The organism is Halorubrum yunnanense, from assembly GCF_026586675.1.
In the GTDB taxonomy this organism is placed as follows: Archaea; Halobacteriota; Halobacteria; order Halobacteriales; family Haloferacaceae; genus Halorubrum; species Halorubrum yunnanense.
Genome location: NZ_JAODIX010000060.1, coordinates 1 through 14425, shown reverse-complemented (window position 1 = coordinate 14425; position 14425 = coordinate 1). Strand labels below are relative to the sequence as shown.

Here is a 14425-nt window from a genome sequence, read left to right as displayed (position 1 = left end):
AGTTTCCCGAGGGTATGATGGTCCGAAGGGTAGTTTGGCCACGTGTTACTGAGCTATTCGCCACGAGTCTGAACTCGTGCGACTAGCATGGCTAAATCGAATCCCAATAGCAATGGCCTCCGGCAGGATCAACCGGAATGTATTCCTCAGTGCCTGATTCCCGGCGCTGAGGGGGTGTTGGCGGGTTTTGACTCGCGGTGAGTCAAAACACCATTGCATGGTCTATGTGGTGTCCGAGTCAGCCAGCGACCTGGATGACACCGAACGACCACGGCTCACATCAGATTTCCTCTTACGCCGGAGCGCAGGGGGCGAAATCCTCATTTCGGTGAGTCGGACGAGCCGACTCTGCGAAACCGGGCCGAGTTGAACGGCCCGAATTCGCGGTGCGTTCTTCGCGTTTCAACCGAACGGGCTTATACACTTAAGCACGTCGGAACGCTTTGACCGGCCGCGGTGCGGCCGACCGTTGTCCCCCGCGTCGGGGGACCTTCGCATTCATCACAAACCCCGGGTTATACTTAACCCCGTCGAACTATCTCCGCCACGTCATGCGATTTCAATGAGATCGGTTGCCACGACGAGTCGGGAGGAGTCCGCTTTGATCGGTCTCAACGAGGCGGCCTTCGTCCGAGTGTTCGAAACCGGCCCACACATATATATCAGTGTATTGTCACTGAATTAGTCGGAAGATCTGAGCTTGTTACGGGGGTCTGCGGACGGCGAGCGAGATTCGAATCTGTGCAGACAGGATAGAAATCGCTTCGGGAGAGACTCACCGTGGAGGGTGGTGGGATCCTTTCGATCGTCATTTCTCGTGGGGCGTTAGTTGGTGGAGTTGGTGGTGACCTCGCGCGTGCGCGAGAGTGGTCAGCGAGCAGAGAAAGAAGGAAGATGCAACGCACAGCGAGCGACCGTTTATACCACGGGCGTTTATAAGGGAGGGGGACACATATAAAAGCGAACGATGACGAACCCTGCTGATTCGATCGAGATCCAGAACGTCGTTGCATCGACCGGAATCGGCCAAGAGCTCGACTTGGAAGCGCTCGCGGAGGACCTCCCGGGCGCCGATTTCAACCCGGACAACTTCCCCGGACTCGTCTACCGGACCCAGGAGCCGAAAGCGGCCGCGCTCATCTTCCGGTCGGGGAAGATCGTCTGTACGGGCGCAAAGAGCATCGACGACGTCCACGAAGCGCTCGGTATCATCTTCGAGAAGCTCCGCGGACTCCAGATCCCCGTCGAAGAAGACCCGGAGATAACGGTACAGAACATCGTGTCGAGCGCCGACCTCGGTCACAATCTCAACCTCAACGCGCTGGCAATCGGGCTCGGCTTGGAAGACGTCGAGTACGAGCCTGAGCAGTTCCCCGGGCTCGTTTACCGGATGGACGAGCCGGAGGTCGTTATTCTGCTGTTCGGCAGCGGGAAGATCGTTATTACCGGTGGAAAACGCACCGACGACGCCGAGGAGGCCGTCGAGGAAATTGTCGAGCGGATCGAAGGACTCGGTCTGCTCGGCTAAGCGTTCACCCGTTCGTATCGGCTCGATCCGTCGCGGGACGTCGAACCAGCAGTGCTCGGTCGATCAGAGGAGCCGCTGAGGTGGAACCGACCATTGGATACCGTTTGGACGTGGAGGAGCGAGTCGGAGAACCGGTTACACCGAAGCGGCTACGTGGCGCTTTCTTCTGTCAGTACGTCTTTGACGACGCTGGGGTCCTCCAACAGCTGGTGTTTCGTGTAACTCCCCTCCGCACTCCCGCCGCTGTGTTTCGACTGCTCGATGATGTCAAGGAACGCGTGTTCCTTGAGGAGGTCGCGGACACGACGGAGCGAGAGGCTATCCGACCCCTCCTGTCGGCAGATGTTCTCGTAAATTTCGTACACGCGGCTGGTTCGGAACCCGTCTTTGCGGCCGTTCGAGAGGGACAACAGCGCGAGCGCCTGCAGGACGTACCGAGAGTGCGGGGTCGACCCGCGAATGAGTTCGCGGAACCGGTCGGTCTCGGCGCGCTGGCGAGCCTGCGTGACGAACTCTTCGCGAACGGTAGGCTCGTCGTTCCCCTGTGCGATCTCGCCGGCGTACCTGAGGATGTCGATCGCCTTTCTGGCGTCCCCGTGCTCCCGGGCCGCGAGCGCCGCGGCGCGCGGAATCGTGGAGGGGTCGAGGACGTCGTCGTGGAACGCGTCCGCCCGCGCCTGCATGATCTCTCGGAGCTGATTGGCGTCGTACGGCGGGAATACGAACTCGCGTTCACAGAGGCTGGACTTGACCCGCTCATCCATCCGGTCTTTGTACTGGATCTTGTTGCTGATCCCGACGACGCCGAGCTTGCAGTCGGTGATCTTTCCGGCCTCTCCCGCGCGGGAGAGCTGCATCAGAATCGCGTCGTCATCGAGTTTGTCGATCTCATCAAGGATGACGAGGACGACGTCGTAGCGCTGGTCGAGAATGCGCCAGAGCCGCTTGTAGTAAGTCGACGTCGAGAGTCCCTTGTCGGGGACGTTGATCCCGGTCGCGTCGGGGTCGTTTACGCTGTCAGCGATCGTCTGTACGGCCTGCGTCTCGGTCGTGTCCTGCGCGCAGTCGACGTACGCGAAGGTGGCGTTGACACCCTCCTCACCGGCGGTCGAGACGAGTCGCTTTGAGACGTACTTCGCACAGAGCGATTTTCCGGTTCCCGTTTTCCCGTAGATAAGCACGTTGCTCGGACTCTGCCCGAAGATGGCCGGATTGACCGCGTTCGCGAGATCGGCGATCTCGTCGTCGCGACCGACGATCCGACCCTCCCCGGGGAGATGACTGATCTCGAGGAGTTCCTTGTTCGCGAATATCGGGTCCTCCCGAGTGAAGAGGTCGTCTGCTGCGTCCATGGGATCGACACCGGGTTTCCGGTGAAATGCGTTCCGTTTTGAGCGTGTGGCGAGTGGAGAGAGTTGAGACACACACCGTGTTTCCGGTGAAATGGGGTTGGTGGGTGGGTAGTGTTTCGTGGGGGGATGGTAGGAGGCGAAATTACACGAAGTGAGGTGACGGGAAGCGGACTGACAGGAAGTGAGGTGACGGGAAGCGGACTGACAGGAAGTGAGGTGACGGGAAGCGGACTGACAGGAAGTGAAGTGACAGGAGGAAAGGGGAAACAACGCGGCAAAATCCACTCGATCGCGTCCATCAAATTCACCGGAAACCCGGTGTCCATCCGGCGACTTCTTTTATCAGTGGACAAGGCGAATACCCCGAGGCTTGACTTCGGGGATGAAGCCGACAACTCGTGGTACAAACCATTAAGTCAACATATCTATAATCACAAGACAGCGATGGAACACAGTCACCGCTACCACGCCTACCCGACACAAGAGGTAGCGGAAGGACTGCAACACCATCTCAACGTTCATCGCCAACTGTACAACCACGTCCGATGGGATTACACGAACAGTCCCGAAGACGACAAACCGAGTGAGTACGACCAGAACAACAAACTCCCTGAGTGGAAGCGCAAATGGCCTGTGTTCGCGGAACTGTACTCAAAGGCCGCGCAAGCCACGGTCGCACGTTTCCACCGCAATCTCTCAAACCTTCGCAAGAAAAAAGAGAAGGGATACAACGTCGGTCGGCTCAAGCGACAAGCATCCACCGACTACCGAAGTGTGACGTACAACCAGAGCGGTTTCGACCTCGATGAAAAGAGGGGCCGTGGCAGGTTCGCTTACGTCCGCTTCAGTAAAATCGGCTGGGTGAAAATCCGCTACCACCGACCGATTCCCGACTGTGCCACGATTAACGAAGTCACGTTCGAGAAGGCGACGACCGGTGAGTGGTTCGTCTCCTTCGGATTGGAAACCGACGACGCCAACCTACCCGAGAAATCCGACGTGAACTCTTTGGACGCGAGCAATAGCGTCGGTATCGACCTCGGCATCCTCAACTACGTCCACACCAGCGATGGGAAGACCGTGGATTGGCTCGACCTCGAAGACGCGTACGAGCGTCTTCAGCGTGAGCAACGCGAACTCTCACGCAAGGAGAAGGGGTCGAACAACTACGAGAAACAACGCCGGGAAGTGGCGAAGGTGAAGCGTCATATCAAGCGGAAGGTTCTGGACTACCAGCACAAGATAACGAGGTGGCTCGTCCGCGAGTACGACGCGGTGTTCGTTGAAGAGTTGGAGATAAAGGGAATGCTTGAGCAGTCGCACAACGCCCGGAACAAGCAGGATGCGGCGTGGCGGCAGTTCATTACACTGCTTGAATACAAGGCTAAGTTGTACGGTACTCACGTCGTTCAAGTCGAAGCCCGAGGAACAACGAAAGAGTGTGCCTCGTGTGGTGTGGAAACAGAGAAACCCATCTGGGTTCGGGAACACTCTTGTCCGTCGTGCGGTTTCGAGTGCGACCGTGACGCGAACGCAGCGATGAATGTCCTGCAACGCGGCTTTGCTGAGTTAGGGCTGGGATGGCCCGAAGATACGCCTGTGGAGACTGCGCTCCCTACAGACACCATTCAGGTGTCTGCAAAGCGCGTCGTGGAAACAGGAAGCCTCGGGGCTTGACCCCGAGGCGATTCACCGAAGTGCAGCCTTTCAAGGACCGAAAACAGGGCACTCACCGGTAGAGTACTGGAACATCCGACTTTCCGATGAAATCTCCCTACTATCGAGAGATGTCTCCCTACTATTGGGGTCAATGGAGTGTACTCAAAACCAGTTTATAATTCTTTATGGGACGAAACAGGACTAAATGAGATCGAGTGAGATCGGCAGAGTGAGTTCTCGACGATTCCTCGGAGAAACCCGCCCCGTCACAACCAACCTACCCACTATTTCACCGGAAACACGGTGTGTCACTCCACCCTCAACACATCGCCCACTGGAAACGAAGAACACCTACAAAATGATTCAGCAGGGTCGATCAGCCGGTAACCCCTACTCCTGCGCGTCGACGACGGCGACGCTCGCGAGGTTGACGATGTCCTTTACCTCGTCACCACGCTGGAGGACGTGAACCGGCTGGTCCATGCCGACCAGCATCGGGCCGATGGCCTCCGCTCCTCCGAGGCGCTGAAGGAGCTTATACCCGATGTTCCCGGCTTCGAGGTTCGGGAAAACGAGGACGTTCGCGGCCTCGTCCAGTTCCGAGAACTCGTAGGTACCGTTGAGGATGTCGTCGACGACGGCGGTGTCGGCCTGCATCTCACCGTCGACCGGGAAGTCAGCCCCGTCGTCGCCGTGGAGAATGTCGACCGCCTCGCGCGGCTTCTGCGTTCCCTCGTTGTCGACGCTACCGAAGTTGGAGTACGACAGCATCGCCGCGCGAGGCTCGATGTTGAAGCGCCGCGCGAGGTCCGCGGTGTGACGTGTGACTTCCGCCAGCGTCTCAGCGTCCGGGTCCTGGTTCACCGTGGTGTCGGCACAGAAGATTACCCGGTTCTTGAACGTAAGCATGTACACGCCGGCGATCGTGTCGGTGTCGTCGGCGGACCCGATCACCTGCAGCGGCGGGCGGAGCGCCGACGGGTAGTGGTGCGTCAGCCCGGTTAGCATGGCGTCCACGTCGCCCGACTTCACCATAACGCTCCCGAGGTAGTTCGTGTCCCCCTTGACCAATTCGTTCGCCTCGCGACGGGTGATACCCTTCCGCTTCCGGAGCTCGTGAAGCTGGTCGCCGTACGGCGACACGTCGCGGTGGTCCGGATCGACGATCTCCGGCTGGAACGAGAGCCCGAGTCGGTCGGCGGTCCGGGCGATCTCGTCGGCGTCACCGAGCAACACCGGGTCCGCGATACCCTGCTCCGAGAGCTGATGCGCCGCGCGGATCATCTTCTCGTCGGTCCCCTCCGCCAGCGCGATGCGCTTCGGGTCGCTCTTGGCCTTGTTCAGGACGACGCGCATCATCTCTCGAGACTTGCCCAGCCGCGCCTCGAGCTCCTCGCGGTACCGTTCAAGATCGATCTCGGTCCGCGCGGCGCCGGACTCCATCGCCGCCTCCGCGACGCTCGGCGCGACCTCGAAGAGGACGCGCGGGTCGAGCGGCTTGGGGATCACGTAGTCCGGGCCGAACTGGAGCGGGTCGTCGCCGTACGCCTTCACGACCGCGTCGGGCACGTCCTTCCGCGCCAGCTCAGCGAGCGCCTCCGCGGCGGCCCGCTTCATCTCCTCGTTGATCTCGGTCGCGCGAACGTCTAGCGCGCCGCGGAAGAGGAACGGGAAGCCGAGGACGTTGTTCACCATGTTCGGGTAGTCCGACCGTCCAGTCGCCATGATCACCGTGTCGTCGCGAGCATCCTTCGCGTCCTCGTAGGTGATCTCCGGGTCGGGGTTCGCCATGGCGAAGATGATCGGGTCGTCGTCCATCGATCGAACCATTTCCTGCGAGACGATCCCCCCGACGGAGAGCCCGACGAAGACGTCGGCGCCCTTCATCGCGTCCGCCAGGTCGCCGCCGGGACCTTCGCTCGCGAACTGGCTCTTGTACTCGTTGACGTCGCCGTTCGCGACGCGCTCCGCCGTGATGATCCCGGAGGAGTCGCACATGGTGATGTTCTCCTTGCGCGCGCCGAGCGAGACGTAGAACCGGGCGGTCGCGATCGCGGACGCGCCCGCCCCCGAAAAGACGATCTCGATATCGGAGAGGTCCTTCCCCGATATCTCCACGGCGTTCGTCAGCGCGGCGCCGGAGATGATCGCCGTCCCGTGCTGGTCGTCGTGGAACACGGGGACGTCCATCTCGTCTCGGAGGCGCTCCTCTATCTCGAAGCACTCCGGGGCCTTGATATCCTCGAGGTTCACGCCGCCGAAGGTCGGCTCCATCGCGGAGACCGCCTCGCAGAAGGGCTCGACCGAGTCGATGTCGAGCTCGATGTCAAAGACGTCGATGTCGGCGAAGCGCTTGAACAGCACGCCTTTGCCCTCCATGACCGGCTTCGACGCCGAGGCTCCGATGTCGCCGAGCCCCAGGACCGCCGAGCCGTTCGAGACGACCGCGACGAGATTCCCCTTTGCGGTGTACTCGAAGACGGACTCCGGGTCCGCGGCGATGTCGCGACAGGGCGCCGCGACCCCCGGCGAATACGCCAACGAGAGGTCCCGCTGGGTGTTCGTCGGCTTCGTCGTCTCAATCGCGATCTTCCCTGGCGGCTCCTGGCGGTGGTATTCCCGCGCGTCGTCATCCAGTCCCATATGCACCTCCATTCACGAACGGAGTAAAAAGGTATGTGAACCCGTCGAACTGGCCGTCCGACGTTCGACGTTTAGCGCTCGAAACCAAACGTTCACCCGCCCGATCCGGGATAAAACACAACGGTCAAAGTCGGATCTACCGATACAAGAGTCGAAGAGCGGAGACCAGGTACCGGTTCAGCGATCGCTGAACTCGCCGGAGTCATCGGAGTCGGCTGAATCGCCTGACTCGCTCGCATCACCAGAGTCATCCGGCTCACCGGAGTCAACGGCACTAATCGCCGATCCGTGCGGACCGTCGAAGTCCGGGGATCCGGGGTCGATATCGGCGTGGAGCAGCGCGAGTTCCGAGTCGATCTCGCCGAGCGTCGAGACCTCGTAGGCGATCCGATACGAGCGCGTGACGACTTGGACGGGCAAGACGAGCGCCAGAAGAACTGCCACTCCCGCGAGCGCAACGAGAGCGACAGCTACTGTCCCGACCGCGGTCCCGGCCAGCGCGCCGAGCCCGCCCAACGCGACGGCCACGAGAAGCAGCACGAGGCCCGCGACGGTGGCCACGAGCGCGAAGACGAACACGACGGCGACTCCTTCCACGACCGACAGCCCCAGCGCGACGACGACGTGGACGACGAGGTACACCAATAGCTCGGTCCACTCGGTGCGGGCCGTCGCCCCAAACCGACGCCATCCCCCGATAATTCCGGTGTCCTCGACGATCATCGTCGGGACGACGAACTCGTACGTGAAGCGGAGCGCGAGCGCGGCACCCGCGACGAGCGCTCCCCCGATCAGACCGAGGGCGACCAGAAACCCGACCGATAGCGACCCGAGCGTCCCCGCGACCGCATCAATCGGTCCCCACCCGACCGGAGTGTCCGCGGCGACCGCGACGAGGACCCCGATCGCGACGGGCGCCGCCGCCGCGACGCTCAGTACCGCGGCGAACAGGAACAACCCCAGCGACTGACGCAGTCGCGCAAGGAACGGCCGCCAGATCCGGAGCTCGTTCGTTCGGAGCGCGTCGTAAAAAACCAGTCGCAGCGACAGCGAGGCCACCGAGGCCGCGACGATCAGGAGAACGACGCTGACGGCGACGACGGCAAGCGGCCCGGGGTCGACGACCCCCGCGACGTCGCCGGGAGCCATCGAACCCGAATCGACCCCACCGAAGGGCGAATCGACCCCACCGAAGGGCGAATCGACCCCACCGAAGGGCGAATCGACCCCACCGAAGGGCGAATCGACTCCCCCGAAGCCCGAGTCGGCTCCTTGCGGCGGCGTCACGCCTGCACCGCGGCCTGCGAGGAGGGGCGCGTTCACGCCCGCGCCTCCGCCGCCCATCAGGAGTACGAGGAGGGCGAGCTTCGCCCAGCGAACGAGGCCGAACGGGAACAGGAACCGGCGCGTGGCGTCGACCGCGTCATCGAGGGCGTCGACGGCGTGCCAACTCATGTCCGGCGATTCTCACGGATCGCTTATATAACGTGTTGGGAAGGCGGAGCGTCGGGACCGTCCCGGCCGTATCCCGTCTCATCCCCGGCCCGCCCCATCCGTGGCCTGTCTCATCCCTGGCCCGCCCCATCCGTGACCTGTCTCATCCCCGGCCCGCCCCATCCGTGACCTGTCTCATCCCCGGCCTGCCCCATCCGTGACCTGTCTCATCCCTGACCCGCCCCGACCACAGCCCTTTACGCCGAACGGCACGAGAGACCGCGTATGAAGGTCCGCGGCGAACGGGAATGCCAGGAGTGCGGCGCCCGGTGGTCGTACTACGAGACGGGGAGCGTCGAGTGCCCGGACTGCGGGGACCTCCGGAGCGTCGGGATCGACGACCGAACCGCACACACCGACGCGTCCGCGTCGCTCGATCTCGGTGTCCACCGCACCCGATTTGGGGACGCGGGTGGGACCCTCCCCACCGAGGGCGTCGACGATCTCAAGTCGGACCTCCGCGAGTACGTCCGCAAGCGCGGATTCATCCGCGGCGGGGAGCTGCTCCCGCTCGACGGCACGTACCTCGCGGCCAGAGAGCTCTTGCAGGCGGTCGACTGCTATGACCGCCTCCGCGACCCCACCGACTCGGACCGCGAGTACCTTCTCAACCTGCTGGCCGGCGCCGACGACGGCGACCGCCCCGCGACGGCGGACGTCCCCGAGCGGCTCCGCGAGGCGCGCGGGATGGCGGCAGCACGCGCGCTCGACGAGTACCGGAACGACTTCCTCGCGTTCCTCGACGAGCTCGAAGCCAGGGGCGGAGACGACTCCGAGGGCGAAGGCGACTCCGGAGCCGACGGGCCGACGGTATCCGTCGCCGGCGATGAGCCTCAGTCACGGATTGCCCCAGCCAGAGGGCTCCTCGAACGGCTCCGCGACCGAGCGAAGCGCGTCGAGGCGCTCAACGGCGACGTCCCGGCGACAGACGCCGACGCGCTCGCGGACGCCGCGGACGCCCTCGGCGAGTACGTCCGAACCGGCGACGACGCGGCGCTGGAACGGGCGCGGTCGGGACTGCCCGAATCGGACGCCTGAAAGGCGCCGGCCGCACCGAAATCACACCTGATACTCGCGGAGTCAGATTCAACCCCCGCCTCGCCGATCTCCACGCATGCCGCGGTTCGACGTCCACGACCACCGTCACGCGCTGAAACAGCTCAGGGACACGGGATCGACGGCCCTCTGGGAGAACCGGAAGGACATCTCGTGCCCGGTCTGTGACGCGCCGTTCGACCGCCTGTTCACCACGCGAGACCCCAGAACGACCTTCCCCGAGAACGACGGCGCTAGGTTTTGCCTCCTCCGCGACGACGACGCGATCCACCTCTTCCGGCACTGAGTGTCCGGTCGCGGTGCCGAGCTCAGTCGCTCGCGACCGCATCGACGTCCGAGTCCGGGTCGTCGATGTACCGCTCGGTCCACGTCCCCCGGGCGAACCACGCGACGCCGATGATCGCGCCGAGTACGTTCCCCAGCGCCATCCCGACCCAGACCCCCGTCTCGCCCCACCCGGCAACGAAGACCAGGTAGCCCACGCTGGCGACGCGGCCGACCCAGAGGGTGAGTATCGAGATCACCATCGCGGTCTTCGTGTTGCCGGCGCCGCGGAACGCGCCGAGGATCACCTGTGAGACGCCGATGAAGGCGAACTCAACGGAGCGGATCCGGACGTACTCGACAGCGTGCCCGATCGTCGCCGGCGCGTCCGGCACGTCGCCGAGGAACGCCCCGACGATCGGCTCCGTGAACGTCACCGCGACGACGGCGACGAGGAACATCACGCCCGCCCCGGTCCCGGCAGCGAGCTTGACCGACCGCCCGGCGCGGTCCGCCCGGTCAGCGCCGAGGTTCTGCCCCACCATCGTGTCGATCGCGCGCCCGAGCCCCATCGCCGGGAGGAAGACGAGCGAGATGAGCCGGTTCCCGAGCCCGTAGGCCGCCACCACCGGCGGCGAGAACGTGACGACCATCGCCGTGAGCGTGATCATCGCGAGCGCGCTCGTCGTCTGCTCGACGCTGGAGGGGAGCCCCAGCCTGAAGATGTCGCGGATGAACTCCAGGTCCGGCACGAGGTGGCTCACCGTGACCGCCGGCCCCAACCCGGTACCGAACAGCAGCCAGATACCGATCGCGGTGGCGACCCCTCGCGAGAGGATCGTCGCCACCGCGGCCCCCTCGATGCCGTATCCGGTGAAGCCCGTGACCGCGAACAGCGACGTCTCCAGCGCGATCGGGTCGAGCGCCCCCACGACCGGGATCCCCGCGAGCAGCTCGAACAGCGGGTTGTCCGCGAACCCGAAGATGAGGAACGGGTCAAGGAAGACGTTCAGAACCACGGAGACGAGCATCACCGCCATGGGCGTCCGGGTGTCGCCGTAGCCGCGCATCAGCGCGGAGAAGACGAAGAAGCCGAACATCAACGGGATCCCCGCGAAGATGACCTCCATGTAGTCGGCCGCGAGCGGGATCACCGTCGCCGCCGTCTCGGGGTCGCTCGGGAGGAGTTCCAGGGCCGGCCGCGTGTACAAGTACCCCGCGATTCCGATGAACACGGAGAGCACGGAGACCGTGAAGATGGTCTGGCCCGCGACCAGCCCCGCCGACCCGTCGCCGTCGGCACCGGTGTACTGCGCCACGAGGATGGCGCCCGCGGTGGTGAACCCCCCGGCGACGGCGATGAGGAGAAATATCAGCGGGAACGCGAGACTGATCGCCCCGACCGCCTCCGCCGACAGTCGCCCGAGGTAGAGCGTGTCGACGACGTTGTACGTCACCTGCAACAGCTGGATGACGACGATGGGCCAGGCGAGGTGGAACAGGGGCCGCACCAAGCTTCCTTCGGTGATCGACTCCTCGGAGACGCGCCCGTCATCGTCACTGTCGGGTCCGTCACCGTCGCTGTCGGGGTCGTCGCCATCGGGTCCGCCGCCGCCGCCATCGGGTCCGCCGCCGTCGCCATCGGGTCCGCCGGCGGCCTCGAATCCGGTGTCGTCGCGCGAACCGTTCTCGCGGTCTTCTGGAGGGGAATCCGGTCGGTCTTCGGAGGACTCGTCGCTCACTGCTTTATAAATGGGCTCCTCCGTGAATCAGCGTTCCGGTTCCGGCGGCCCGCGCGTCGCGACGGTCTCAGTTCCCGGAGGCGTTCGCCCTGTCGCCTCGGTCCGCTGGTCCCCCGTCGGATTCCCCCCCGTCCGAACCCTCGCGATCGGGCCCGTCAAACGACGCGTCGGCGGCGGCCGCCCGAGCGCCTCGTTCGCCGTCGCTGTCGGGTTTGTCGCCCGCCCGCTCGCCCGGCGGACGGCCTCCGTCCGGGCCGCTGACCCGCGCGACGCCGGACGTGTCGTCGAAGACGAGGTGACGGTGCGGGTACGCCATCTCGACATCGGCGTCCATGAGCCGCTCTCGGATCCGCGTGTTCACGTCGGACTGCACCTTCGCGAGCTTGTACGGCTTCTTCACCCAGTACCGGAGCCGAAGGAGCACTCCGTCGTCACCGAACTCGTGGATCCGGCAGTCCGGGCTGGCGACGTAACGCGCCACTCCGACCCGGATGTCCGGGCCGCCGTCGATCACCGCGTCGCAGTCGCGAGCCGCCCGCTCGATGAGCCGCCGGCCCTCGGAGACGTCGCTCTCGTAGGTGACGAGGACGTCGATGGTGCGCCGCGTGCGCTCGTCTTCCGCCGAGAGGTTGGTCACGTCGCGCTCGCGCATCGACCCGTTCGGAACGACGAGGAAGGTGTTATCCAGCGTGAATATCTTGGTGTACCGGATCGTGATGTCCTCGACGAACCCCGCGGTTCCGTTCTCCAGCTCGATCATGTCGCCGATCTCGAACGGCTGGTCAGCGAGGATGAACACGCCGTTGATGAAGTTCCCGACGATCGGAGCGAGGATGATACCGATCACGGCCGAGAACACCGCCGTCCCAACGAGCAGGTCGGTGAACTGGAACCCGGCGGCTCTGAGCCCCATCAGGAGCGCGACGAGGATCGTCCCGACTCGAACCCCGCGGACGATCGTCTGCGCGACGCTCTGCCTCGAGACCCGCCGCGCCACGGGGCGCCCGATGAGCCGGACGAGGAACTTGGAGGCGAGCACGCCCAGTCCGACCGAGAGAATCACCACTAACAGCCCCGAACCGGGGAGCGACGACAGCCGTGAGAGGGCGCTCGCCGCCGGGTCAAGGAGCTGGCCCGGGATCGGTGTCGCGCCCGCGGGCGGTGCCATAGCCAACCCGGCGTTGCCCACCCGAAAAAGGGTTTCTCCCCGCGCGGCGCTCGGGCGACCCGGCACGCGGCCGGGCAGTCAGTAACACCGCGTCGAGCGACGGCCTCGTCGACGGCCCACCCCAAAAACGGGACTCCGAAAACGCGTGCTACTCGACTCATAGTAAAAAGCTATATCGGAGGAACGCGTCACCGTTGGTATGACCGACGATCTCCGCGACACCCTCGATCACGTCGGGGACCGGTTCAACCTCGGCGAGTACGAGATCGACGCCTACCTCGCGGTGTTGGAACACGGCGAACTGACGGCGAGCGACATCGCCGACCGGACGGACATCCCGCAGCCGCGCGTGTACGACACGGTGCGGAGCCTCTCGGACCGCGGGCTCGTGGAGCTGCGCGAGTCGCGCCCGATGAAGATCGTCGCCGTCGACCCGGACGACGCGTTCGGCGACCTCCGCTCGTCGTTCGCGGAGATGGTCGACGAGCTGGAGGCGCGCTACACCGCGCCGACCCGGGAGACCGAGGCCGTCTCCCTGGTGAAGTCGCGCTCGACGATCCTCCGGTACGTAGAGGAGATCATCGCCGGGGCGGAGTACGAGCTCGCCGTCTCGCTGACCCCCGGCCTGCTCCGGCGCTTCCGCGACGAGCTCGCCGAGAAGGTGGCGGAGGGCGTCAGCGTCGAGCTCCTCGTCACCCCCGCGTCGAAGGCGCCGAATCCGGACGAGTTCGATTACCTAGAGGTCTCCACCATCGCCCGCGCGCGTCGTGGGATCACCACGCCCATCCTCGCGGTCGCCGACGGGGAGTACTCCGTCTACGCCACGCAGGACGCGCTCCGCGACGACCGCGAGCGCTACGGCGTCATCTTCAACCGGTCCGCGCTCGGCTTCCTCGTCTCCGGCTTCTTCGGCACCGTGCTGTGGACGACGGCCGAGACGCTCGCCACCGACGGTGAGGCGCGCCCGTTCCCGCGCCGGTACGCGTCGATCCGGCGGGCAGTCAAGGACGTCAAGGAGTTCGGCGACGACGACTTCTACGCCACCGTCGAGGGCCGGGACATCGAGACCGGCGAACCGGTGACCGTCCGCGGTCGCGTGGTCGACCTCTCGTTCGAGGTGTCCGAAGAGGTCGCCTCGCTGATGGTCGAGACCGAGTCCGGACGGGTCGAGATCGGCGGGCGCGTCGCCGCCCTCGAGGACGTCGAGGGACAGGAGATCGTCATCGGTCGCGACGAGCCGCCGGCGCTGTAGGTCGGACCGGTCGGGGCCGGCGGTCCCGTCGCGAGACCGGGCTCGCGGCCGACGGGACACCGGACCCCCGTAGCCGTCGCGAGACCGGACTCCCGTAGCCGTCGCGAGACCGGACTCCCGTAGCCGTCGCAAGACCGGACCCGCGCGATCGCCGCGGCGCCGCCGCTCGGGGCGACCCGCGGCCGGCACCCCTGTGGCGTAGTGTTCAGATAAGCTGATTCCATGCGAAAGCGAATGATCTGAGCCACTCGTCAGCAGTTTCTGCTT

At 64.6% G+C, this 14425-nt stretch carries 10 protein-coding genes and 1 rRNA gene; 5 read left to right on the top strand and 6 right to left on the bottom strand.

Going from position 1 to position 14425, the window contains the following annotated elements; genetic code table 11:
- Nucleotides 1–139 (bottom strand): 16S ribosomal RNA (locus tag N5096_RS12990); the annotation flags it as partial.
- 828 nt (nucleotides 140–967) lie between these two features.
- On the opposite strand from N5096_RS12990, the gene N5096_RS12985 reads away from it, so the two are divergent.
- Nucleotides 968–1528 (top strand): TATA-box-binding protein, encoded by a 561-nt coding sequence (locus tag N5096_RS12985; RefSeq protein WP_015910251.1) that lies wholly within the window; start codon nucleotides 968–970, stop codon nucleotides 1526–1528.
- Between the two features lie 149 nt (nucleotides 1529–1677).
- Here N5096_RS12985 and N5096_RS12980 read toward each other — a convergent pair whose 3' ends face one another.
- Nucleotides 1678–2880 carry a Cdc6/Cdc18 family protein gene (locus tag N5096_RS12980; protein WP_267665251.1) on the bottom strand — a complete coding sequence of 401 codons (1203 nt, stop codon included), beginning with the start codon at nucleotides 2878–2880 and terminating at the stop codon, nucleotides 1678–1680.
- A 444-nt stretch (nucleotides 2881–3324) separates the two neighbouring features.
- On the opposite strand from N5096_RS12980, the gene N5096_RS12975 reads away from it, so the two are divergent.
- Entirely contained in the window at nucleotides 3325–4557 is a 1233-nt protein-coding gene (locus N5096_RS12975) for an RNA-guided endonuclease InsQ/TnpB family protein (protein ID WP_267665250.1), read from the top strand.
- Between the two features lie 372 nt (nucleotides 4558–4929).
- Here N5096_RS12975 and N5096_RS12970 read toward each other — a convergent pair whose 3' ends face one another.
- On the bottom strand, nucleotides 4930–7182 hold the full coding sequence (locus N5096_RS12970) for an NADP-dependent malic enzyme (protein ID WP_267665249.1): 2253 nt from the start codon (nucleotides 7180–7182) through the stop codon (nucleotides 4930–4932).
- A 177-nt stretch (nucleotides 7183–7359) separates the two neighbouring features.
- Complete coding sequence (locus tag N5096_RS12965; protein ID WP_267665248.1) at nucleotides 7360–8637, bottom strand: DUF7544 domain-containing protein; 1278 nt, start codon at nucleotides 8635–8637, stop codon at nucleotides 7360–7362.
- A 264-nt stretch (nucleotides 8638–8901) separates the two neighbouring features.
- Here N5096_RS12965 and N5096_RS12960 point away from each other — a divergent pair, with 264 nt between their 5' ends.
- Complete coding sequence (locus tag N5096_RS12960; protein WP_267665247.1) at nucleotides 8902–9714, top strand: DUF7117 family protein; 813 nt, start codon at nucleotides 8902–8904, stop codon at nucleotides 9712–9714.
- Between the two features lie 76 nt (nucleotides 9715–9790).
- Nucleotides 9791–10018 carry a DUF7385 family protein gene (locus tag N5096_RS12955; RefSeq protein ID WP_267665246.1) on the top strand — a complete coding sequence of 76 codons (228 nt, stop codon included), beginning with the start codon at nucleotides 9791–9793 and terminating at the stop codon, nucleotides 10016–10018.
- A 22-nt stretch (nucleotides 10019–10040) separates the two neighbouring features.
- On the opposite strand, the gene N5096_RS12950 is transcribed toward N5096_RS12955, so the two are convergent.
- Together N5096_RS12950 and N5096_RS12945 are read right to left on the bottom strand one after the other, a co-directional pair.
- Nucleotides 10041–11738 (bottom strand): MATE family efflux transporter, encoded by a 1698-nt coding sequence (locus tag N5096_RS12950; RefSeq protein ID WP_267665245.1) that lies wholly within the window; start codon nucleotides 11736–11738, stop codon nucleotides 10041–10043.
- Between the two features lie 67 nt (nucleotides 11739–11805).
- Nucleotides 11806–12906, bottom strand: a complete 1101-nt coding sequence (locus tag N5096_RS12945) for a mechanosensitive ion channel family protein (RefSeq protein ID WP_267665244.1) — start codon at nucleotides 12904–12906, stop codon at nucleotides 11806–11808.
- Between the two features lie 199 nt (nucleotides 12907–13105).
- Between N5096_RS12945 and trmB the strand changes: the two genes are divergently transcribed.
- Nucleotides 13106–14158 carry an HTH-type sugar sensing transcriptional regulator TrmB gene (trmB, locus tag N5096_RS12940; RefSeq protein ID WP_267665243.1) on the top strand — a complete coding sequence of 351 codons (1053 nt, stop codon included), beginning with the start codon at nucleotides 13106–13108 and terminating at the stop codon, nucleotides 14156–14158.
- The last annotated feature ends 267 nt before the right edge of the window (nucleotides 14159–14425 follow it).